This is a genomic window from Sphingopyxis sp. (assembly GCF_035565275.1).
GTDB lineage: Bacteria > Pseudomonadota > Alphaproteobacteria > Sphingomonadales > Sphingomonadaceae > Sphingopyxis.
Map to the genome: position 1 here is coordinate 1 of NZ_DATMST010000175.1, position 22292 is coordinate 22292.

General features: G+C 64.9%; 22 protein-coding genes and 1 tRNA gene. 11 read left to right on the top strand and 12 right to left on the bottom strand.

Annotated elements, in window-relative coordinates:
• Positions 1-575 (top strand): CAP domain-containing protein (locus VN047_RS12230; RefSeq protein ID WP_325543056.1); only part of this gene is annotated, 575 nt, incomplete at its 5' end.
• Between the two features lie 42 nt (positions 576-617).
• Here VN047_RS12230 and VN047_RS12235 read toward each other — a convergent pair.
• The 10 genes from VN047_RS12235 to VN047_RS12280 all read right to left on the bottom strand — a co-directional run bounded on the left by VN047_RS12235 (position 618) and on the right by VN047_RS12280 (position 8753).
• Complete coding sequence (locus VN047_RS12235) at positions 618-2495, bottom strand: PhoX family phosphatase (RefSeq protein ID WP_325543057.1); 1878 nt, start codon at positions 2493-2495, stop codon at positions 618-620.
• 144 nt (positions 2496-2639) lie between these two features.
• A complete protein-coding gene (locus tag VN047_RS12240) occupies positions 2640-3635 on the bottom strand; it encodes an SDR family oxidoreductase (protein ID WP_325543059.1) in 996 nt (331 codons plus the stop codon).
• Positions 3636-3707: 72 nt separating this feature from the next.
• Positions 3708-4118 (bottom strand): GNAT family acetyltransferase, encoded by a 411-nt coding sequence (locus tag VN047_RS12245; protein WP_325543061.1) that lies wholly within the window; start codon positions 4116-4118, stop codon positions 3708-3710.
• Positions 4115-4684, bottom strand: coding sequence for an aminoacyl-tRNA hydrolase (pth, locus tag VN047_RS12250; protein ID WP_325543063.1), 570 nt, complete (start codon positions 4682-4684; stop codon positions 4115-4117). Before pth ends, VN047_RS12245 begins: the two co-directional genes overlap by 4 nt.
• 66 nt (positions 4685-4750) lie before the next feature.
• Positions 4751-5392: a 50S ribosomal protein L25/general stress protein Ctc gene (locus tag VN047_RS12255; protein ID WP_325543065.1), complete on the bottom strand. Its 642-nt coding sequence runs from the start codon at positions 5390-5392 to the stop codon at positions 4751-4753.
• Positions 5393-5502: 110 nt separating this feature from the next.
• Complete coding sequence (locus VN047_RS12260) at positions 5503-6345, bottom strand: TraB/GumN family protein (protein WP_325543067.1); 843 nt, start codon at positions 6343-6345, stop codon at positions 5503-5505.
• A 50-nt stretch (positions 6346-6395) separates the two neighbouring features.
• The gene (locus tag VN047_RS12265; RefSeq protein ID WP_325543069.1) at positions 6396-7334 is read right to left on the bottom strand and encodes a TraB/GumN family protein; all 939 of its coding nucleotides are present in this window, start codon (positions 7332-7334) and stop codon (positions 6396-6398) included.
• A gap of 53 nt (positions 7335-7387) precedes the next feature.
• The gene (locus VN047_RS12270) at positions 7388-8017 is read right to left on the bottom strand and encodes a hypothetical protein (RefSeq protein ID WP_325543070.1); all 630 of its coding nucleotides are present in this window, start codon (positions 8015-8017) and stop codon (positions 7388-7390) included.
• A complete protein-coding gene (locus tag VN047_RS12275) occupies positions 8007-8219 on the bottom strand; it encodes a helix-turn-helix transcriptional regulator (protein ID WP_325543072.1) in 213 nt (70 codons plus the stop codon). The genes VN047_RS12270 and VN047_RS12275 overlap by 11 nt, the downstream gene beginning before the upstream one ends.
• A gap of 192 nt (positions 8220-8411) precedes the next feature.
• Positions 8412-8753 (bottom strand): UrcA family protein, encoded by a 342-nt coding sequence (locus VN047_RS12280; RefSeq protein WP_325543074.1) that lies wholly within the window; start codon positions 8751-8753, stop codon positions 8412-8414.
• 273 nt (positions 8754-9026) lie between these two features.
• On the opposite strand from VN047_RS12280, the gene VN047_RS12285 reads away from it, so the two are divergent.
• The 6 genes from VN047_RS12285 to VN047_RS12310 all read left to right on the top strand — a co-directional run bounded on the left by VN047_RS12285 (position 9027) and on the right by VN047_RS12310 (position 15978).
• Entirely contained in the window at positions 9027-9908 is an 882-nt protein-coding gene (locus VN047_RS12285) for a glycine--tRNA ligase subunit alpha (RefSeq protein ID WP_325543164.1), read from the top strand.
• On the top strand, positions 9905-11971 hold the full coding sequence (gene glyS, locus VN047_RS12290) for a glycine--tRNA ligase subunit beta (protein WP_325543076.1): 2067 nt from the start codon (positions 9905-9907) through the stop codon (positions 11969-11971). Before VN047_RS12285 ends, glyS begins: the two co-directional genes overlap by 4 nt.
• Before the next feature lie 103 nt (positions 11972-12074).
• Positions 12075-14738, top strand: coding sequence for a pyruvate, phosphate dikinase (ppdK, locus tag VN047_RS12295; protein WP_325543078.1), 2664 nt, complete (start codon positions 12075-12077; stop codon positions 14736-14738).
• A 14-nt stretch (positions 14739-14752) separates the two neighbouring features.
• The gene (locus VN047_RS12300) at positions 14753-15328 is read left to right on the top strand and encodes a DUF1214 domain-containing protein (protein WP_325543080.1); all 576 of its coding nucleotides are present in this window, start codon (positions 14753-14755) and stop codon (positions 15326-15328) included.
• A 1-nt stretch (position 15329) separates the two neighbouring features.
• Positions 15330-15857 (top strand): DUF1254 domain-containing protein, encoded by a 528-nt coding sequence (locus VN047_RS12305; RefSeq protein ID WP_325543082.1) that lies wholly within the window; start codon positions 15330-15332, stop codon positions 15855-15857.
• A 44-nt stretch (positions 15858-15901) separates the two neighbouring features.
• A tRNA-Arg gene (locus VN047_RS12310) sits at positions 15902-15978 on the top strand.
• Between the two features lie 37 nt (positions 15979-16015).
• On the opposite strand, the gene VN047_RS12315 is transcribed toward VN047_RS12310, so the two are convergent.
• A complete protein-coding gene (locus VN047_RS12315; RefSeq protein WP_325543084.1) occupies positions 16016-16861 on the bottom strand; it encodes a class I SAM-dependent methyltransferase in 846 nt (281 codons plus the stop codon).
• A 20-nt stretch (positions 16862-16881) separates the two neighbouring features.
• Here VN047_RS12315 and VN047_RS12320 point away from each other — a divergent pair, with 20 nt between their 5' ends.
• The 4 genes from VN047_RS12320 (at position 16882) to VN047_RS12335 (ending at position 21121) form a co-directional block, all read left to right on the top strand.
• On the top strand, positions 16882-17853 hold the full coding sequence (locus VN047_RS12320) for a glucokinase (protein WP_325543086.1): 972 nt from the start codon (positions 16882-16884) through the stop codon (positions 17851-17853).
• 75 nt (positions 17854-17928) lie between these two features.
• Positions 17929-18669, top strand: coding sequence for a gamma-glutamyl-gamma-aminobutyrate hydrolase family protein (locus tag VN047_RS12325; RefSeq protein ID WP_325543088.1), 741 nt, complete (start codon positions 17929-17931; stop codon positions 18667-18669).
• Between the two features lie 119 nt (positions 18670-18788).
• Positions 18789-20162, top strand: a complete 1374-nt coding sequence (locus VN047_RS12330) for an aspartate aminotransferase family protein (RefSeq protein WP_325543090.1) — start codon at positions 18789-18791, stop codon at positions 20160-20162.
• A gap of 20 nt (positions 20163-20182) precedes the next feature.
• On the top strand, positions 20183-21121 hold the full coding sequence (locus tag VN047_RS12335) for a DUF808 domain-containing protein (protein ID WP_325543092.1): 939 nt from the start codon (positions 20183-20185) through the stop codon (positions 21119-21121).
• A 38-nt stretch (positions 21122-21159) separates the two neighbouring features.
• Here the strand turns inward: VN047_RS12335 and VN047_RS12340 are convergent, their stop codons facing one another.
• A complete protein-coding gene (locus tag VN047_RS12340; RefSeq protein WP_325543093.1) occupies positions 21160-22290 on the bottom strand; it encodes an ABC transporter ATP-binding protein in 1131 nt (376 codons plus the stop codon).
• Between the last annotated feature and the right edge of the window lie 2 nt (positions 22291-22292).

The following is a 22292-nucleotide window of genomic DNA, read 5'->3' on the forward strand; positions in this document are numbered from 1 at the left end:
GGTTCGAGGAGGGCGTTTTCACCGAACTCAATCGCTTTCGCAGCGATCCCGCCGCCTACACCGAATATCTGCGCGACTATCGCCCGCGCTTCGAGGGCAAGCTGCTGGTTGCCGACGACGACAGCGAGATCGACATCATGACGCGCGAGGGCGTCGTTGCGGTCGACGAGGCGATCCGCGACCTGCGCCGGGAGAAATCCTTGCCGACGCTGGAATGGAGTGGTGCGCTGGCGCGCGCCGCGGCCGACCATGTCGCGGTCCAGTCACGCTCGGGCGCGGTCGGCCATTATACAAGGGGAAGCGGCCCCGGCGAACGGATGAAGGCGCGCGGCGGCGGCCCCTATGTCAACGAGGTCATCACCTATGGCCATCACACGCCCGAAGGCGTGGTCGACCAGCTGCTGATCGACGATGGCGTGCCCGATCGCGGTCACCGGCATAGCCTGCTCCGTTCGACGCATCGCTATGCCGGCATCGCGTGCGGGCGGCATCCGGTACACCGGACGATGTGCGTGACGCTGATGTCGCAGACACACGACGGCTCGCCGCCGCCACCGCCCAAACGCGCGCCCTAGCGGCCGCCCGCTCCTGCGAGAGGAGCGGGCGACGCAGCATGATCAGTTGCCGACCGGCTGGCTGTCGGTCCGGCGAACGACGATGGTCGACGAGCGCGGCTGCTCGCCGGCCACCGGCCAGTTACCCGTCGGATGCTGGATGTTGACGAAGAAGGTCTTGAGGTCGGGCGTGTAGGCCAGCCCGGTAATCTCGCAGCCGAGAGGGCCGACCAGGAAGCGCTTCGACTTCTTCGTCGCCGGATCGACATGGAACATCGCGTTATGCCCGAACGCCTGATCGATCGTCGTACCCGCGACGCCCGAACTGCCCGGAACGCTATGGTCGGTCTGGACCCACATGCGGCCCTGCGGGTCGATGCGGAGGCCGTCGGGGCTGGAGAAGGTGTCGCCGTCGATGTTGCCGACAAGATTGCTGCCGCCCGATGCCAGCGACGGATCGCCCGCAGTCAGGAAGATTTCCCAGCTGAATTTGGTCGCCAGCGGCGAATCGCCGTCTTCACGGAACTTCAGGATATGCCCGTGGAGGTTGGTGACCCGCGGGTTCGCCGGATCGACGACGCGGCGGCCGCTGTTGTTGGTCAGCGTGCAGAACACCGCCTTGTTGTCGGGCGCGACGGTCAGCCATTCGGGGCGATCCATCACGGTGCCGCCGGCAACGCGTGCCGCCGACTGGCAGTTTATCAGCACGTCGGCCTGATTGTTGAAATTGACGATCGTCGGCGCCGGCGGCGCCGTGCTCTGGCTGACATTGCCCGGATCCGATGCGCCTGCGGTCAGGCCGTTCTGCCCGACGACCAGCGCCCGCCATTCGCCCGTGCCATTGGCGTTGAAGCGCGCGACATAGAGCGTGCCATAGTCGAGCAGTTCGGTGTTCGCGGCGCGGTTCGTGGTGCTGAAGGCGCGATCGGGCACGAATTTATAAATGCAGCCCGGGGTTGTGTCGTCGCCCATATAGAAAGCGACGCGGTTGTCGCTGTTCGCCATGAAAGCGACGTTTTCATGGTTGAAGCGGCCCATGGCGGTGCGCTTCGTCGGCTGCGCCAGTTCTCGCCGCGGGTCGATTTCGACGACCCAGCCATAATCGTTCCGCGGCTGCGTCGGGTCGAGATAATTGTCCATCGTCTCTTCGCAGGTGAGATAGGTGTCCCACGGCGTGCGGCCGCTCGAACAATTGTTCAGCATGCCCTTGATCGAGCCCGAAAGCAGGCCAGCGGCAGGACCGCCGGCGCGATAGCTGCTGTTGCCGGTGTAGCGGCGGTTATAGGTCGATCCGGGCTGGACCGCCCATTTGCCGTCGCTGCCCTTGCCGATTTCGACGACGCTGATGCCGACCGCCGACAGCGCCAGCGCCTTCTGGTCCGCGGTAGCCGTGGCGGCGTTGTAGGAGCCCGCCATCAGGATGTTGAAGTCGGGCAGTTCGTGGTTCATCGCGAGGAGGCCGCGATTATTGGCGTCGACGCCCGGGAAGGCATAATATTCCATGCCATCGTGATTGCCGCCGGCCCATTTCTCGGCGACCGCCGGCGTGGGAAAACTACCCGAATAGGGCGCGCCCGCCTCGACCGAATCACCCGCTTTCAGCAGCACGTCGACCGTATAGCCGGCGGGGACGGTGACGGCGTCGTTCTGGTTCGCCGCCACCGACGTGAAATTGATCGCATAGCTCGCCGACGGGGTCGGGGTGGGAGTCGGCGTGGGGGTCGGGGTAGGGGTCGGCAGCGTCACCGACGGATCGCCGCTCGTGTCGTCGCATGCTGCAAGCGCCATCGCCGGCAGCACCGACAGGCCGAACAGGCCGCCGCGCAGGAGCGAACGGCGCGACGGGTTTTCGGCTACGATGGCTTCCAGGCTATCCGGTCCCGGAAGCCCGTCGGCTTCACGGCGATAAGGCGCGCGGGCTTCGTCGGTAAGATAGGACATGCAGTACCCCTGTTGTTCGGTTGGGCCCGGGCCCCGGCGGTGCCGGCGGGAGGCACCCCGATTGCAGAGGGAGGTGTCAGCAGCATTGCTGCGTCATGTCGGAAAGATGGGACTCGCGTGACACTCTTGTGACCGCGGTAACGATCAGTCGTGCACCGCCTTGATCAGCGGACCGAGCGGTGAGCCACCGAGCCATGCAAGCTGCACGTCGGCCGCAACCTTGTTGATTGCCTCCTGCGGTTTGGCGCCGGGATGCACCGCACGGCGGAGCGGGCGCGATCCTGCGGGCATGGCCATGATCTCGGCAATCGCGCGCGGCACATCGGCAGGATCGGCGCTGCGTCCGCTGCCATCCTCGGTTCCCATCCCTCTGGTAAAGGGCTCATAGGCCGCGAGAAGCGCCGGATCGCTGCGCTTGCTGAGCGCGCCGGTATAGACGTTCCGGTTCTGCCACACGCGCGTCGGGTAACCGCCGGGCTGAATGATCGTCACCTCGATCCCGTGCGGTACGAGTTCATAGGCTAGCTGTTCGGACAGTGCCTCGACCGCGAACTTGGTCGCCGAATAATGGCCGCCGCCGGGCACGATCACGCGCCCGAGCTGCGACGAGATATTGAAGATCTGTCCGCTCTTCGCCCCACGCATCTGTGGCAGCAGCGCCAGCAGCATGCGCTGGATACCAAGGATATTGGTCTCGAAGATCAGGCGCGTCGCGTCCATATCCTGCACCTCGACCGGGCCGGTGATGCCGATACCGGCGTTGTTCACCAGCGTGTCGATCCGGCCGTTGGCGATTTCGAGGGCTTTTCCCGTTCCGCTCTTCACCGATTCGTCGCTTGTCACATCGATCTCGACGAGGTGGAGGTCGAGCTTGTCCTTTGCCGCCTCGGCAGTGAGGCTTTCGGCTTCCGGGCGCGGAAGATTGCGCATTGATGCGATGACTTTCGCGCCCAGCTTCGCGTAGTGAAGCGCGCCGATGCGTCCGAAACCGCTCGACGCGCCCGTGATCAGCACGGTCCGGCCCTTGAGCGACGGCGCGGCGACGGGCGTGGAGGCGTGGAGAAGGGCGGGAGCCGCGGCGGTGAGGGCGACAGCACCGGCGATCAACTCGCGGCGGCCGGGGCGTAAAGGTTCGGACATGGCGGATGCTCCTTTCGAAGGGCATCATGCATCAGTTCGCGACGTCCGCCAAATATGCGGCGCGCCGCCCGATCAGACCAGCCACCGGGCGAATACGCGCACGTCCTGTCGCTCCCAGCCGAGATGCTCGTAAAGGCCCGCCGCCGGATTGCCGTCGCGAAGCATCAGCTCGACCTTGGGGCAGCCGCGCTGCCCGAGCCATTCGCACGCGGCGTCGAGCAGCTGGCGCGCGATGCCCTGACCCTGGTGGTCCGGCGCGACGCCCAGATAATAGATCCATCCGCGATGTCCGTCGAAGCCGGTCATGGCGGTGGCGAGGATCCGCGCGCCCTGTTCGGCCACGATGACGGTCGAGGCGTCATGCTCCAGCGCGCGCCGGAAATCCGCTTGCGGATCGTTCCACGGGCGGATGAGGCCGCAGGCTTCCCAGATCGCGACGACTGCGTCGCGATCGGCAATTGTCGCGGAGCGGGTCGCGGTCACCCCTGCAGGCGCAGAGCGAGATCGCTCTGGAACCGGACGTCGTCGCCATCGGCCAGCCACTTCGCTTCGGCAGCAATCGCGCCAAGCAGGTCGATCAGCGGTTCCATCTCGCTCTTGTGATAATTGCCCAGCACATGACCGGTAACGCGATCCTTGTGGCCCGGGTGACCGATGCCGATACGGACCCGGCGGAAATCTTCGCCGACGTGCTGGATCATCGAGCGGATGCCGTTGTGACCGGCCGCGCCGCCGCCGCGTTTGACCTTCACCTGCATCGGTACGAGGTCGAGTTCGTCATAGAAGACGGTGACGTCCTGCGGCGCCAGCTTGTAGAAATCGAGCGCGGCGCGCACGCTGCGGCCGCTTTCGTTCATGAAGGTGCCGGGCTTCAGCAGCAGGATGCGCTGCGATCCGATGCGTCCGTCCTGGATCCAGCCCTGGAATTTCTTAGCGGGTGCGGGGAAATCGTGGACGTCGGCCATGACGTCGGCAGCCATGAAGCCGACGTTATGGCGGTGCATCGCATATTGGGGCCCGGGATTGCCGAGACCGACCCAGAGCTGCATGATACTGCCTTTCCCGGGTCTGGTGGAAACGCCCCTCCCGCTCGGGGGAGGGGCGATCCGAAATGCTCAGGCTTCTTCGCCGCCTTCGGCAGCAGCGTCTTCGCCTTCATCCTTCGTCGTGTCGCCGTCGCTCGACTTGAGCGCCGACGGGGCGACGATGGTGGCGATGGTGAAGTCGCGGTCGGTGATCGCGCTTTCGACGCCCTTGGGCAGTTTGACGTTGCTGATGTGAATCGAATCGCCGACGTCGAAGCCGGTGACGTCGATCGCGATCTCGTCAGGAATCTTGTCCGCGTCGCAAACGAGTTCGAGATCGTGGCGAACGATGTTCAGCACGCCGCCGCGCTTCAGGCCCGGCGAGGCTTCTTCGTTCTGGAACGAGACCGGCACCGCGACCTGGACCTTGGCGTCCTTGGTGATGCGCAGGAAATCGGCGTGGATCGGGCGATCCTTGACTGGGTGGAAGGCGACGTCCTTCGGCAGGGTACGGATGGTCTTGCCGCCCACGTCGATCATCACGACCGAGTTCATGAAGTGACCCGTCATCAGCTGCTTCATCAGCAGCTTTTCTTCGACGTGGATCATCAGGGGTTCTTCCTTGCCGCCATAGACAACGGCGGGGACGCGGCCATTACGACGCAGGTCACGCGAGGCTCCCTTGCCTCCGCGTTCGCGCGTCTCGGCCGTCAGCGTCAGCTGATCGCTCATAATATTTCTCCGAGATTCGGTTACACAGTTCCGTCACGCCTCCAGGGATGACCATAACGGAAGCGCGGGCGCATAGCTGGCGAACGCCGGAAATGCAAGCGTCGGCGCGATTATTGCACCCGGCTGACTTTCAGCCCGTCCGCTTCGAGCATGGCCGGGACGCCGTCGGCCCCGACCAGATGGCCCGCGCCGACCGCCATCAACACGGTGCCGGGCTGTTCCATCCGTTTTTTCACCCACGCACTCCAGCGCCGGTTGCGATCGGTGATGATCGCCTTGCGCGCAGCCGGAACCATGTCGACATCCTCGTTGATCACCTTTTTAAGCGCCGCGACATCGCCGCGGCCCCAGGCGGCCGTCAGCGCAGTGACCTCCCGGACCGCATCCTCCGAATTTTCGGCTGCCCGCGTCAGCAGCCTGCGCTGCGTGGCGGCATCGAGCTTTTCGAACAACATGAGCTGCCCCTCCGCGGTCTCGAGGCCGCCGATCGGCTTGCCCGCCGCCTCGAACTCGGCGGTCAGGCCCGTTTCGACGCCATCGGCCGGTGACAGTTCGGCGTTGCGGGCAACGCGCTGTCCCATCAAGACCATCACCGCCCAGTCGTCATATCGGTCGCCGCCAAAGTCGCCGCCGCTCGCTTCGAGCGCGCGATAACGGGCGAGCGCTTCGCCCGACAGCCGCGCTTCCATCCTGAGCGGCGTGTCGCGAGGGGCGAGCTTCCGGAACATGTCGCCTGCAGCTGCGAGCTCGGCGGGGGGTAATTCCAGCACCAGCTCATCGGCGGCACGGATTGCGCCCGCGACCTTGCCTTCGTCCCAATCGGTGCCGCGGGGCAGGGCGTGCATCGTTCCCAATATATAGATACGCGTATCGGCATCCTCGACCAGCCACATCGCGGGCCGCGCCTGCGGCGACGGCGCGGCGGTGCCGCACGCGGCGAGCAGGCAAGTCAAAAATGCCGCCGCGAACCGACGGCCCTTTTGATCGGAATGCGGTTCCGGCTTCAATATTCGACCCGCTTCACGGTCAGTCCGCGTTCCTTCAGATAGTCCTGCACACTATGCTGACCGGCAAGATGTCCGGCGCCGACCGCGATGAAGACGGTTCCCGGCTGATCCATCCGTTCCTTGATCTGCCCGGCCCATCGCGCGTTGCGGTCCCACAGCAGGGTCTTGGCGAGTTCGGGGGTAGCAGCCATGCTCTCGTTCATCGCGGTTGCCAGTCCGTCGGGATCGCCCTTGGCCCACAGCATGACCATCTTGTCGAGCTGCGGCCCCAGCTTGTCGAGGTCCTTGACCACCGAATTGAGGAAGGCGATCTGCTGTGTTTCGGGTAACGTGTCGAAGAAACCGAGTTGTTCGCCCAGCGTCTCGAGTCCGGCGACCGGCTTGCCAGCGCTTTTGGCGAGCCGGGTCAGCTGTTTTTCGGCACCCTGTTCGGGGTCGTAACCAAGCTTCGTCAGTGGCAGGATCGACAGCGTGACCGCCGGAAACCATGGTTCGAATTTGTCGAATTGCGCCGCGGGCAGGCCGACGCTTGCCATTGCGGCCTCATAGGCCTTGAGCTGTTCGGGATCGAGGCGCGAGGACAGCGTCTTGCCGCTCTGGTCGATCGCCAGTGGCATCATCGTGTTCGCCACTTCCATCTGGTCGTCGGGCAGGACGATCTCGAGCATCAGCTGATCGGACTTGTCGAAGGCATCCTTGACCGCCTCGTCGAACCAGCCGAGGCCGGGTTTCAGCACATGGACAGTGCCGAACAGATAGATGGTGGTATCCGCGTCCTTCACCACCCAAAGCGCCGGGTCGGCGTCGGTGGTAGCTGTTGCGGCCGCAGCGACGGGCTCGGCGGCGGAGGCGGCATTGTTGCCGGGGACCACCGCGCACTGCGCGAAGGGAATGATCGCGCAGATGGCGGCGAACGTCTTGAACCAGGACTTCATGAAAAACAGGCCTTTCTTGGGTCGGCTCGGATAATTGCGCAGCGGGAACGGAATCAGCGAAATTTCAGCCACAGATAGACGATGCAGTTCACCACCAGCGACAGGAAGAAAAGCAGCATGGCATCGGCGGGCGGCGCGAGGCCGGCGCGGTGGAGCGTCCACCAGACCGGGGCGGGGAAGATGAAGGCGTACCAGCCCGCCACCCCGGCCCACAGCCAGGCGCGCTCCTCATGATCGTCGATCGAGCGGTGATAGAGGATCATGCCGATCGTCAGTCCGACCACCCACAGCAGCGACGCGCCGATCGCGAAGCCAACGCTCAGCGAGCCGCTCACCAGCGTTTCGGTCAAATCGCGGCCACCCGGCTGGTCGGCAACGAGTCCCGCCCCGACGACACCGCCGATCACGGTGCAAAAGCCGAGAGTGAACCAGTAACGCCGCTTGCGGGGCGACCACCCCTGCCATGTCGTGGCGTAGCGCCGGAAATAGGCGGCGAAGGCGAGGATCCCGAAACCGAGTGCCACGAGCGGCCCGGCCCATGCGGACAGCGGAGTGCCCCCGTTGTCCAGCGTGGCCTTGTTATAGCCGGCGAAGCCGCCGAGGAGCATCGTCGAGCCGATGATGATCGCGATAGGCCATCCGATAAGTGCGACGCCGCGGGCGCGGCCAACATCATTTTTCATCGTCATGTCCCTCACCATCGTCGAAAATTTCCTCGATCGGCATCGCGAACAGTCGCGCCAGCTTGAAGGCGAGCGGCAATGACGGGTCATATTTGCCCGTTTCGATCGCGTTCACCGCCTGTCGCGACACGTCGAGCCGGTCGGCTAGCTCGGCCTGGCTCCAGTTTCGCATCGCGCGCAGGACTTTCAGTTTGTTATTCATTCGGCGCCTCGCCAGCCTGCCCGGAAAACGGATCGGACCGGCATGGTCAAAATCCGCAAGAGTGCAACGGAAAGTTTCACGGGCGCGCCAAAGCTGGACAAGAGACTGGAGCGCCGCCCGAAGGATGACGCTCCAGCTCAAGTTGCCGGCCATTACCGGGGAGTGATGGCCGAAACGAAAGGGTGAAACCCGTCATTCCCGGATCTGGCGCGCGGCCGTGATCGGCAAGGCCGCCAGCTGGACACCCCGGCCGGCTTCCGCGATCGCCCGTTCGCTCTGCACCTTCGCGCCGGCGAGTGCGCCCGCGATGCATTGCGACTGGAGCGCGAGTTCGTTCGTTCCGCGCAGGTCGGAACGGCAAAGACGGCGCGCCGCGGTCATGACCCGTGCATCGAGAGTCTCGCGGCCGCTTGCCGACGCAAGATTCAGGTCGTCGATGCGAACGACAATGGTCGCGTCGTCCGACACCGGAGCGGCAAGGGCAGGGCCCCCGAAAGCGAGTGACATGGCAAGAATTGCGGTGCGGATCATCATGGCGTCGTTCCTTCTTGGCTGGCATTGGTCGCGTTCACCTGTCTTTGTGTCAGGTTTCCATGACTATATGTCGCGATTCGCTGACTATGTCAATAAAACCTGACAAAAAGTTTTGTGACCATGACATGGGTGGCCGTTTTCGGGGCGGCTGGCATGTCGGCGAGCCTTGACCCTGCGCCGCTGCTGCGCCAATGCGGCGGCGATTTTTGCACCTGCGAAGGAATTGCGGCTGTGGCCGACGGGGCGGACAAGACACCACTCAGCTTTCAGGACATGATCCTGACGCTGCACAACTACTGGAGCGCACGCGGCTGCGCGATTTTGCAGCCCTATGACATGCGCGTGGGGGCCGGCACCTTTCACCCGTCGACGACATTGCGCAGCCTCGGTCCCGAACCGTGGAACGTCGCCTATGTACAGCCGAGCCGGCGCCCGACCGATGGCCGCTATGGCGAGAACCCGAACCGGCTCCAGCATTATTACCAGTATCAGGTCATCCTGAAGCCATCGCCCGCCGACCTGCAGGAACAATATCTCGGCAGCCTCGCCGCGATCGGCATCGACCCGCTGCTCCACGACATCCGCTTCGTCGAGGACGATTGGGAAAGCCCGACGCTTGGCGCGTGGGGGCTGGGCTGGGAAGTCTGGTGCGACGGGATGGAGGTCACCCAGTTCACTTACTTCCAGCAGATGGGCGGCTTCGACTGCAAGCCCGTCGCGGGCGAGCTCACCTACGGGCTCGAACGCCTCGCCATGTATATCCAGAATGTCGACAATGTGTACGACCTGCGCTTTTCGGATGCGGTCGGCGATGTTGCGGCGGTCAGCTATGGCGACGTGTTCCTCGAGAATGAAAAGCAGTTCTCGAAATGGAATTTCGAGGTTGCCGACACCGATACCTTGTTCACGGGCTTCAAGGCGGCCGAGGCCGAATGCCAGCGCGCGATTGAGGCGAATGTGCCGCTCGCCGCCTATGATCAGGCGATCGAGGCGAGCCACCTGTTCAACCTGCTGCAGGCGCGCGGCGTGATCAGCGTGCAAGAACGCGCGAACTATATGGCACGGGTCCGCGACCTCGCGAAGGGCAGTTGCAAGGCATGGATCGACAGCCAGTCCGAGCGCTGGACCCAAAAATATCCGGGGTGGACGCTGTGACCGATTTTCTTCTCGAACTGCGCAGCGAGGAAATCCCGGCGCGGATGCAGGCCGGCGCGCGCGCCGAACTGGAAAAGCTGTTCCGCGCGCAGCTCAGCGCCGCGGGCCTCGAAGCGGGCGACCTCACCATATGGTCGACCCCGCGCCGCCTCGCGCTGATCGCCCGCGATCTGCCCGAAGCGACGGCGGCTGTGCGTGAGGAACTCAAGGGGCCTCCAGCAGACTCTCCGCAACCCGCCATCGATGGATTTTTGCGTAAAGCACAAATCACGTTCAATGCGTGTGAAGTTCGCGATGTAAAAGGGCGACCCACACTTTTCGCTGTCATTGACAAGCCCGGCCGCGCGACCGCCGAGGTGCTCGCCGAGGCGATCCCCGCGATCGTCCGCGCCTTCGCCTGGCCGAAGTCGATGCGCTGGGGCAAGGAAAGCGCGAGCAGCGAAAGCCTGCGCTGGGTGCGCCCGCTCTCGGGCATCGTCGCGATCTTCGGCGAAGACCTTGTGCCATGTGAAGTTAGTGGGATTCCCGCCGGTTTCGCGACGCGCGGCCACCGCTTCCATTGCCCGGGCGAGATCACGATCGGCTCGGCATCAGACTATGCCGAGAAGCTGCGCGCCTGCCACGTCATCGTCGACCATGAGGAACGCCAGTCGATCATCCGCGACGGCGCCGCCAAGGCCGCGGCCGATGCTGGACTCACGCTCGTCGAGGACGAGGGACTGGTGATCGAGAATGCCGGCCTCACCGAATGGCCGGTGCCCTTGCTCGGCCGCTTCGACGAAGCCTTCCTCGAAGTGCCGCCCGAGGTCATCCAGCTGACGGCGCGCGTGAACCAGAAATATTTCGTCGTGAACGGCAAGGACGGAAAGCTAGCCAACGGCTTCGTCTGCACCGCGAACATTGATGCGCACGACGGCGGCGCCGAGATCGTCGCGGGCAACCGCAAGGTCCTCGCCGCGCGCCTCTCCGACGCGCGCTTCTTCTGGGAACAGGATCAGAAGAAGGCGCTCGCGCAGCATGCGGAGAAGCTCGCGAACATCACCTTCCACGAAAAGCTCGGCACCGTCGCCGACAAGGTCGAGCGCGTCGCGAAGCTCGCCGAATGGCTCGCGAGCGAAGGCATCGTCCCGAACTGCGACCCCGCGCTCGCGCGGCAGGCGGCGGAGCTGGCCAAGGCCGACCTCGTCACCGAAATGGTCGGTGAATTCCCCGAACTGCAGGGCCTGATGGGCGGCTACTACGCTCGCGCCGAAGGCTTGCCCGACGCGGTCGCCGACGCGATCCGCGACCATTACAAGCCGGTCGGGCAGGGCGATGACGTGCCGACCGCGCCGGTGACGGTGGCCGTGGCGTTGGCGGACAAGCTGGATAGCCTTTTCCAATTCTTCGCCATAGACGAGAAGCCGACCGGCTCGCGCGATCCTTTCGCGTTGCGCCGGGCCGCTCTTGGCGTGATTCTGCTCATTGAGCGGAGCGGATCGCGTGCGCCGCTCTGGACGATCCTGTCGCAATGGCAGAACGACATTGTCGAGCCGGCACAAACCGGACGGGTCATAGAGGCCGTCCTCGATTTCTTCGCCGACCGCCTCAAGGTCCAGCAACGCGAAGCCGGTGTCCGCCACGACCTGATCGACGCGGTGTTTGCGCTTGGCGGCGAGGACGATCTCGTTCGCCTGCTTGCGCGCGTGAAGGCGCTGCAGGCGTTCATGGCGACCGAGGATGGCACCAATTTGCTCGCGGGATACAAGCGCGCGGCGAATATTCTGAAGCAGGCGGGCGAGGTGAGCGGCACCACGGCTGCGAAGCCATCGACCGATGCCGACGCCGCGCTGCTTGCCGCGCTCGACGCCGCCGAACCCGCAGCCTCCGCCGCGGTTGCCGAAGAGCGCTTTACCGACGCGATGGCCGCGCTGGCCAGCCTGCGCGCGCCGATCGATGCGTTCTTCGACGGCGTGATGGTCAACGATCCCGACGAAGCGGTCCGCGCCTATCGGCTTGGCCTGCTCGCGCGATTTACCGGCGCGGTGCATGGCGTCGCCGATTTCTCGAAGATCGAGGGCTGACGCTACGGCCGCTTTGCAACGAACGAAGTAAAACTGAATCGACGATAACAACTCTCCACCCTATCCAGCCGCAACCTCCTCCCCGGGGCAGCAGGAGCATATGATGACGAAGATGGTGCATTTGTTCGGCGGCGACGCGACGACAGCCGAGCGGTCGAAGGAATTGCTGGGCGGCAAGGGATCGAACCTCGCCGAAATGGCCTCGATCGGCCTGCCGGTACCACCGGGCTTTACGATCACCACTGACGTCTGCACCGCTTATTATACCAATGGCGAGCAATTCCCGGCGGGCCTCGTCGAGGATGTTGCTGCGGGCATCGCGCACATCGAAGGCATTACCGGCAAGACATTCGGCGATGCGGCCGATCCGCTGCTCGTCTCGGTCCGCTCGGGCGCGCGCGTTTCGATGCCGGGAATGATGGACACCGTCCTCAACCTCGGGCTCAACGACCGCACCGTTGTTGGCCTCTCGGAGGCTTCGGGCGATCCGCGCTTCGCGTGGGACAGCTATCGCCGCTTCGTCCAGATGTACGCCGACGTCGTCATGGGCCTCGACCATGCCGAATTCGAAGAAGCGCTGGAAATCGCGAAAGAAGACAGGGGCTTCTACCTCGATACCGAGATGTCGGCTGAAGACTGGAAGGCGCTGGTCAAGGAATATCAGGCAATCGTCGAGCGCGAGACGGGCGCGCCGTTCCCGCAGGAGCCGAACGACCAGCTATGGGGCGCGGTCGGCGCCGTGTTCGCGAGCTGGGAAAGCGACCGTGCGAAAGTCTATCGGCGCCTGAACTCGATCCCCGGCGAATGGGGCACCGCGGTCAATGTGCAGGCGATGGTGTTCGGCAATATGGGCGACACCTCGGCGACCGGCGTCGCCTTCACGCGTGACCCTGCGACCGGCGAGCGCGCCTGGTACGGCGAATGGCTGATCAACGCGCAGGGCGAGGACGTCGTCGCGGGCATCCGCACGCCGCAATATCTGACGAAGGTCGCGCGCGAGAAGGCGGGCGCCAAGCCGCTGTCGATGGAAGAGGCGATGCCCGAAACCTTCGGCGAGCTCGGCCGCGTCTTCGACACCCTCGAAACCCACTATCGCGACATGCAGGACATCGAGTTCACCGTCGAACGCGGGACGCTGTGGATGCTCCAGACACGCTCGGGCAAGCGCACGGCCAAGGCGGCGCTGCGCATTGCGGTCGAAATGGCAGCCGAAGGGCTGATTTCGGAAGAGGAAGCCGTGGGCCGTGTCGATCCGGGCGCGCTCGACCAGCTCCTCCACCCGACGCTCGATCCGAATGCGGCGCGCGACGTGCTGACCAAGGGCTTGCCAGCGAGCCCCGGCGCGGCATCGGGCAAGATCATGTTCGATGCCGACAGCGCAGAAAAGGCGGCGGGCATGGGCGAGGCGGTGATCCTCGTTCGTGTCGAGACGAGCCCCGAAGATATCCACGGCATGCACGCGGCGAAGGGCATCCTGACCGCGCGCGGCGGGATGACGAGCCATGCTGCGGTCGTCGCGCGCGGCATGGGGCGTCCGTGCGTCTCGGGCGCCGGCGGCCTCTCGATCGACGGCGCGGCGCGCGTGCTGCGCGTCGGCGGGCGCGAGCTTCGCGAGGGCGATATCCTCACCCTCGACGGCTCGACCGGCGAAGTGATGGCGGGCGAGGTTCCGACCCTGCTGCCCGAACTCGTCGGCGATTTCGGTGTTTTGATGGGCTGGGCCGACAAGGTCCGCCGAATGAAGGTACGCACCAACGCCGAAACGCCGCAAGATGCCCAGGTCGCGCGCGATTTCGGTGCCGAGGGCATCGGGCTCTGCCGCACCGAGCATATGTTCTTCGACGCCGCGCGCATCACCGCGGTGCGCGAAATGATCCTCGCCGACAGCGAGGACGGCCGCCGTGCCGCGCTCGCGAAGCTGCTTCCCGAACAGCGCGGTGACTTCGCCGCGATCTTCGGGGTGATGGCTGGCCTGCCGGTTACCATCCGCCTGCTCGACCCGCCGCTCCACGAATTCCTGCCGACGCGCGAGGAGGATTTCGCGGACGTCGCCGCCGCCGCCGGTGTCGGCATCGAAGCGCTGAAAGCGCGCGCGAACGAGCTGCACGAATTCAACCCGATGCTCGGCCACCGCGGCTGTCGCTTGGGCGTCACCTATCCCGAAATCTACGAGATGCAGGCGCGTGCGATCTTCGAGGCAGCGTGCGACGTCGCCGCCGAAACCGGCGCCGCGCCGATTCCCGAGGTCATGATTCCGCTCGTCGCGACGCGCCGCGAGTTCGATCTGATGAAGGCGGTCGTGGATGCCCAGGCCAAGGCAGTGTTCGCCGAGAAGGGGCGCGAGATCGCCTATCTCGTCGGCACGATGATCGAACTGCCGCGCGCCGCGCTGATGGCGGGCGAGATCGCCGGGAGCGCCGAATTCTTCAGCTTCGGCACCAACGACCTGACGCAAACGACGATCGGCATCAGTCGCGACGATGCGGGCCGCTTCCTCACGCAATATGTCGACAAGGGCATTTTCCTGACCGACCCGTTCGTCAGTCTCGATGTCGAAGGGGTCGGGCAGCTGATCGAGATCGCCGCCGACCGGGGACGGGCGACGCGCCCCGACGTCAAGCTCGGCATCTGCGGCGAACATGGCGGCGACGCGCCGAGCATCCATTTCTGCGAAAAGACGGGCCTCGACTATGTCAGTGCCTCGCCTTACCGTGTCCCCATCGCCCGGCTCGCGGCCGCTCAGGCCGCGCTGAAAAAGGGCAAATAACCGGGGGAACGCGCATGAAGAGCTGGCACCGCTACGCAATCACTCTGGTGGGCGGGATAGCGGTGGGGCTCGGCGCCGCATGGGCGGTAACCGGCGGTGGTCTGCAGGATGGGCAGATCGCCAACGGTCCGTGGACCACCTCGCTCGGTTACGGCACCAAGGCGACCGATCCGGTAACTCGCGCTGCGGTTGCGCGCGCGGGCTTGCTCGCGCTTCCGGCAGAGGAAACCGTCTACTGGTCGGCCAAGACCGATGCCGCGGGCGCGCCGCTCGACGGCAATTGCCGCTACAGCCTGTCCGGGACCCCGCTCGACGCGCGCTGGTGGAGCGTGACCATCTACGACGCGGCGGGTTATCTCGTCGCCAATCCTGCGAACATCTGGTCGGTCAACGGCGCCAATGTAGCGCTCGACGCCAAGGGCAAATGGCGCGTCACGATTTCTCCGTCAAAGCCTGCGGAGGGAGCTTGGTTGCCCGGAACCGGGGGACAGCCCTTCCATCTGACCTTGCGAATGTACAACCCCGGCAAGGCCTTCCGCGCCAGTCCGGCCAAGGCGGTGCTCCCGCAAATCGTCAAGGAGGGCTGCTGAGATGCGCAAATGGCTCGGCCCGTTCGTCCTTGGCCTGATCGTTGCTGCCGCTACGGCCTGTGCCGCGATCTGGGCGATCCCCTATGGCCTGATGAATGTTGCGATCGACCGGCTGGGGCAGGGCGGTATCAACACCATGTCCTACGGCAACCTCGCGACGCCCGAGCGCCAGCCGGTCGTGCGACCGAGCCCCGACCTCGCTTATTCAAGCTGTCCCTATGATCTGTCGAAGGGACCGGTTGCGATCGACACGGCGCCGGTTCCCGGCCGTTACAGCTCGCTCAGCATCTTCGATGCCGCGACCGACGTGATTTTTGTGCGCAACGATATCGAGGCAGGCGGCAGGCCGTATCGAATCATCGTCGCGCGCGAGGGACAGGCTGTGCCCGCGGGCGCCGAAACCGTGCGCACAAATCATGACAAGGGCATCGCGCTGATCCGCCTTTTGCTCAAGGACCCGGCGGAAATCGGCGGTCTCGACGCGGTGCGTCGCCAATCGTCGTGCCGGGTGGTCACAAATCCGAAATAGGGGGTTGCGCCCCCGCGCGACGCCCCTTAAAGGCGCCTCTCCACGCACCCGTAGCTCAGCTGGATAGAGCATCAGACTACGAATCTGAGGGTCGGGCGTTCGAATCGCTCCGGGTGCGCCACTTTCCCAAAATCGCCAGGATCGAGCGGCTGGCTGCCTTAACTGGCCGGGTTGCGCGCGGTCACGATCCATGCGGCGCCGTCGATCAACACCGACGTCGCGCCCACGCGGCGAGCAAAGGCGGCGCGCACGGCATCCGCCGCACGGGCACGAACTCCATCGGGTTTGTCGGCCAGCGCGCGGGCAAGCGGGCCGACCTGAAACACCATGTCGAGCGCATCGTCGATCGCCTTCTCGCCGGTTTCTCCGTGGCCATATGAAATGATCGTGTCGAAGGGCGCGATCCCGACGTCCGCGAAGCCGGCATCCGTGAGGATTCGCTGCAGCCGCGCGGCATCGCCGAAAGCAAAGGGGCCCGGCCCATCCGGATCGGCCGGCACGACCTCGACGATATCGCAGATCGCCGCCATCGGCAGGCGGACCCAGTCGTTTTCCTGCGCGCCGCGCCAGCAGACGAAGACCAGCCGCCCGCCCGGCTTCAGCGCCTGACGCATGTGAGCGAAGGCGGCCGCGGGATCGTCGAAGAACATCACGCCGAAGCGCGAGAATATCAGGTCGAAGCTGGCAGCGGACAGCGTCGCCGTCGCCGCATCCGCGCAGGTAAGGGGACCGGCGCGCCGCCGGCGGTCTGCGCCTGCGCCAGATCGACCAGCTGCTTCGATATGTCGATGCCGAGGACGTGGCCATCGGCACCACCAGCTGCGCCAGCTCGAAGGTTGGCGTGCCTGACCCGCTACCGATGTCGAGGACATGTTCGCCGGGGCGAACGGCGGCGGCCTTAATTCGCAAATATACGTAGCGGCCAAAGGGCAAGGACCGCGCATAGCTATGCCCTGTTGCATCGCCCCCGCCCATGCGACATTCGGAGGATGGGCTGGCAACATCTGACCGGCAAGGGAGAGTCATGAGCGAAGCCATCGTCACGGTCGATATCGGCGGCACCCACGCCCGCTTTGCGATTGCCGAGGTTGCGGATGGCCGCGTGGTCTCGCTTGGCGAGGAAACGACGCAGCATACCAAGGATCATGCGAGCTTTCAGACTGCCTGGCAGGATTTCGAACGCCAGCAGGGCGGATCGCTGCCGCGCGCGGTTGCGATCGCGATCGCCGGGCCGACGCGCGGCGAGATCATCCGCTTTACCAACAATCCGTGGATCATCCGTCCCGCGCTGATCGGCGAGAAGCTCAACGTCGATCGCTATACGCTGGTCAATGACTTCGAGGCGGTGGGACATGCCGTCGCGCAGGCGGGCGAAAATTATTTCGAGCGGCTGACCGGCCCCGACGAGCCACTTCCTGCAACTGGCACGATCAGCGTTATTGGCCCGGGCACCGGGCTCGGTGTCGCGCATATCTGGCGCGACGGCGCCGATTATCGCGTCCAGGCGACCGAGGGCGGGCATATCGATTTCGCGCCGCTCGACAGCATCGAGGATGCGATCCTCGCGCGGCTGCGCAAGCGGCACCGGCGCGTGTCGATCGAACGCATCGTGTCGGGTCCCGGTATCGTCGACATCTATGAAACGCTGGCGATGCTCGAAGGGCGTCCGGTGACGCCGCTCGACGACAAGGCGATCTGGACCAATGCGCTGGGCGGACAGGATAGCCTGGCGGCGGCGGCGGTCGATCGTTTCTGCCTGTCGCTGGGCAGCGTGTCGGGCGACCTCGCGCTGGCACAAGGCGCGAGCGGGGTCGTCATCGCCGGCGGATTGGGGCTTCGCATCCGCGATAGCCTCGTGCGTTCGGGCTTTCCGGAGCGCTTCATCGAAAAGGGGCGCTTCGAAGGTTTCATGTCGGCGCTTCCCGTCAAGCTGATCACGCATCCACAGCCCGGCCTGTTTGGCGCCGCCGCGGCCTTTGCCCGCCAGTACGGCTGACGCAAATATCGCTGGCATCGGCCGGCGAAAATCGGCAGCAAGGAAGCCTCGTTACGCACAAGGATTCCTCCGCCCGTGTCCGTCCGTCCCGTCCTCGGCATCATTGCGTGTAACCGGCAGGTTGGCGCGGAATATGCGCAGGCGGTGATGAACCGCTATGCGAAGGCCGCGATGCGGCATGCCGATTGCGCGGCGCTGCTCATTCCCTCGCTTCCCGACTATATGCGAGCTGACGAGATTGTCGGGCGGCTCGACGGCGTGTTGCTCACAGGATCGCCGTCCAACGTCGAACCCGCACGCTATGGCGAGAACGCCGCCGGGGAAGGGCCATTCGATCCCGACCGCGACCGGATGATGCGCGATCTCGTCGAGGCGGTGATCGCCGCACAGCGGCCGCTGTTCGGCATCTGCCGGGGGTTTCAGGATATCAATGTCGCGCTCGGCGGGACGCTGCGACGCGACACCGCCACAAACGGCGAACTGCTGCGTCATCACACCCCCGACGGGACGCTGTTCGACGCGATGTTCGATCACCGCCACCATGTCGATCTGGTCGAGGGCGGGATGCTCGAGTCGGCCTATGGCGCATCGTCGCTCGACGTGAACTCGGTTCATTACCAGGGCGTCGGGCGATTGGCTGACGGCCTGTCGGTCGAGGCACAGGCGCCGGACGGGTTGGTGGAGGCATTCAGCGCGCGTCCCAACGGCGCGCCCTTGCTCGCAGTGCAATGGCATCCCGAATGGGCGGTCGATGGCAATGCCGAAAGCCAGACCTATTTTCGCCTGCTCGGACAGGCGCTGCGGGGCGCACTGTGAACCGGCAGGTTACCCGCTACGACCGCTACCTTGCCCGGCTCTGCTTCTCTCCCTGATCCAAACCGGAGCATCTCGATTTCGCCCTATGCGAACGGTTTATAGAGATCAGGAGTTCTGAAATGCCCCGCAATCACGACATCGCCGAACTGCGCCGCCTCGACGTCGCGCATCATCTGCCCGCACAGGCCGACTGGGCCGAAATCGAAAAGCTCGGCGGCAGCCGCATCATCACCCATGCCGAGGGCTGCTATATTCACGACGGTGACGGCCACCGCATCCTCGACGGGATGGCGGGCCTGTGGTGCGTCAATGTCGGCTATGGCCGCGAGGAACTGGTCGAGGCGGCCGCGGCGCAGATGCGGGAGCTGCCCTTCTACAACACCTTTTTCAAGACAGCGACACCGCCGACGGTGGCGCTCGCGGCGAAGATCGCCAGCCTGACCGGCAATCGCCTGCCGCATGTCTTCTTCAATGCTTCGGGCAGCGAGGCGAACGATACCGTCTTCCGCATGGTGCGCCACTACTGGAAGCTCAAGGGCGAGCCGCAGCGCACCGTCTTCATCAGCCGCTGGAACGCCTACCATGGTTCGACCGTCGCGGGTGTCTCGCTTGGGGGCATGAAGGCGATGCATGCGCAGGGCGATCTGCCGATCTCCGGGGTCGAGCATGTTCGCCAACCCTATGCCTATGGCGAAGGGCAGGGACTGACCGAGGAGGAGTTCTGCGACGCTTGCGTGCAGGCGATCGAGGACAGGATTCTCGAGGTGGGCCCCGAAAATTGCGCCGCCTTCATCGGCGAACCGGTGCAGGGCGCCGGGGGTGTCATCATTCCGCCGGAGGCATACTGGCCGAAGGTCGAGGCGGTGGTGCGCAAATATGGCCTGCTGCTGGTGTCGGACGAAGTGATCTGCGGATTTGGACGGACCGGCAGGATGTGGGGGCATGAGACAATGGGCTTCGCCCCCGACCTGATGCCTATGGCGAAGGGGCTGTCGTCGGGCTACCTGCCGATTTCGGCGACCGCAGTCGCGGCGCATGTCGTCGAGGTGCTCAAGACTGGCGGCGACTTCGTTCACGGTTTCACTTACTCCGGGCATCCGGTCGCTGCCGCCGTCGCGCTCGGGAATATCGGGATCATCGAGCGAGAAGGCCTTGTCGAACGCACCGGCGGGGTGACCGGTCCGCATCTCGCCAGGGCGCTCGCGACCCTGGACGACCACCCGCTGGTAGGCGAAACGCGTTCGGTTGGCCTGCTCGGCGCGGTCGAGATCGTAGCGGACAAGGCCACGCGCGCGCGCTTTGGCGGCGCCGAGGGAACTGCGGGACCGATGGCGCGCGACGCCTGCATCGCCAATGGACTTATGGTGCGTGGCATCCGCGACAGTCTGGTCATGTGCCCGCCGCTGATCATCACGATCGAACAGATCGACGAGATGGTTGCCATCATCCGAAAATCACTCGATGAGGTTATGCCGAAACTCCGCGCGCTCTGAACAGGAAAGACCAAAACCCTATGCCCTCCGGCCTTTTTGCCCTGCTCGACGATATTGCGACGATCGCCAAGGTCGCCGCCGCGAGCATCGACGATATCGGCGCCGCCGCATCGAAGGCCGGGGTGAAGGCGGCCGGGGTGGTGGTCGATGATACCGCGGTAACCCCGCGCTATGTCACCGGCTTTACTCCCGATCGCGAACTGCCGATCATCTGGCGGATCACCAAGGGATCGATCTTCAACAAGCTGGTACTGATCCTGCCCGCGCTGCTCCTGCTGTCGGCGGTTGCGCAATGGGCGATCACGCCGCTGTTGATGGTCGGCGGCGCCTATCTCTGTTTCGAGGGCGCGGAAAAGGTGCTGCACTCACTGCAGAAGGACAAGACGAGTCTCGCCGAGGACGCCGAGATCGTGGCGGACAAGGATCATGAAGAGGCGATGGTGAAGGGCGCGGTGCGCACCGACTTCATCCTGTCGGCCGAGATCATGGTGATCGCCTTGAACGAAGTGCTCGACGAACATTTCGCAATGCGCGCGGCGACGCTCGCGGTGGTTGCGGTTGCGATCACCATCGCGGTCTATGGCGTGGTCGGGCTGATCGTGAAGATGGACGATATCGGCCTGCATATGGCGAAGGAAGGCAACAGCGCGCGCCGCGCGATCGGGCGCGGGCTGGTCGCGTTCATGCCGAAGCTGCTGGCAGCGCTCGCCTTGATCGGCACCGCCGCGATGCTGTGGGTCGGCGGACAGATTTTCCTGCACGGGCTCGACGAATATCACATCGGCAATATCGGACACGGACTGCATGATTTCGCGCATGCGGTCGCGGGCAACCTGCCGGGTGCGGGTGTTTGGGAATGGCTGATCAGTGCGGGCGGAGCGGGCGTGTTCGGGCTGTTGCTGGGCGGCGTGATTGTCGGCGCCTTGCACCTGATCCCGGGAAAGAAAACGGCGCATTGAGTTCGTCATCCCGGACCCGATCCGGGATGCCGCCACGCTTAGCCGAGCAACACCACCGGACTGTCGGCGCGCCAGTGCATGCTCACCTTGTCGCCCGAGGTAAAATCCTCCTGGTCGCGGCGCGACAGGTTCGGGCGCGACACACGGATGCGTGCGCCGGTTTCGAGCTCGATCTCGAACAGGGTGATATCGCCGAGGTAGCGCATGCCCCTGATCGTGCCGCGCGCAAAATTATGGCCTTCGGGGGCGTCCTGCGCCGCGGCATTGACGGCCTTGCCCGCGCCGGGAACGTGGAGATAGATCTTTTCGGGTCGCAGCGCGATCCAGACGTTGGCGCCGCGCGATCCGGTGACGCCATGGTTGAGATACACCTTTCCCAAACCCGGGCAGTCGATTCTCGCCTTGTCGGGATCGTCGAGCGCCAGCTTGCCTTCGAAGATATTCACCGATCCGACAAAATCGGCGACGAAGCGATTGGCGGGATATTCATAGAGGTCCGACGGGGTCGCGAGCTGTGATACCTCGCCCTTGTTGATCACGGCGATGCGGCACGCCATCGACAGCGCCTCATCCTGGTCGTGGGTCACGGTAACGAAGGTAATGCCGACCTTTGCCTGCAGTTCCGACAGCTCGAATTGCATCCGGGCGCGGAGCTTTGCGTCGAGCGCCGACAGCGGTTCGTCGAGCAGCAGCACCTTGGGCCGCATCACGAGACTGCGCGCCAGCGCGACGCGCTGACGCTGCCCGCCCGACATCTGGTCGGGCATGCGGCGCTCGAACCCGCCGAGTTTGACGAGTTCGAGCGCTTCGGCAACGCGGTCCCCGATTTCACCGCGCCTCACGCCGGCGATCTTCAATCCATAGGCAACATTGTCGAGGACGCTCATGTGCGGAAAGATGGCGTAGCTCTGGAACACCATGTTCACCGGGCGCCTGTTCGGGGGGATGCCGGCCATGTCCTGCCCGTCGATCAGGATCTTTCCCTCGCTCGGCAGTTCGAAGCCGGCGATCATGCGCAGCAACGTCGTCTTGCCGCAGCCCGAAGGGCCGAGCAGCACGAAGAACTCGCCCGCGTTGATGTCGAGACTGACATCGTCGACCGCGGTCACCTTGCCGAAGCGTTTCGAGACATTCCGGATCTGGATTATCGGGAGGACAGGGTCGGTCATGG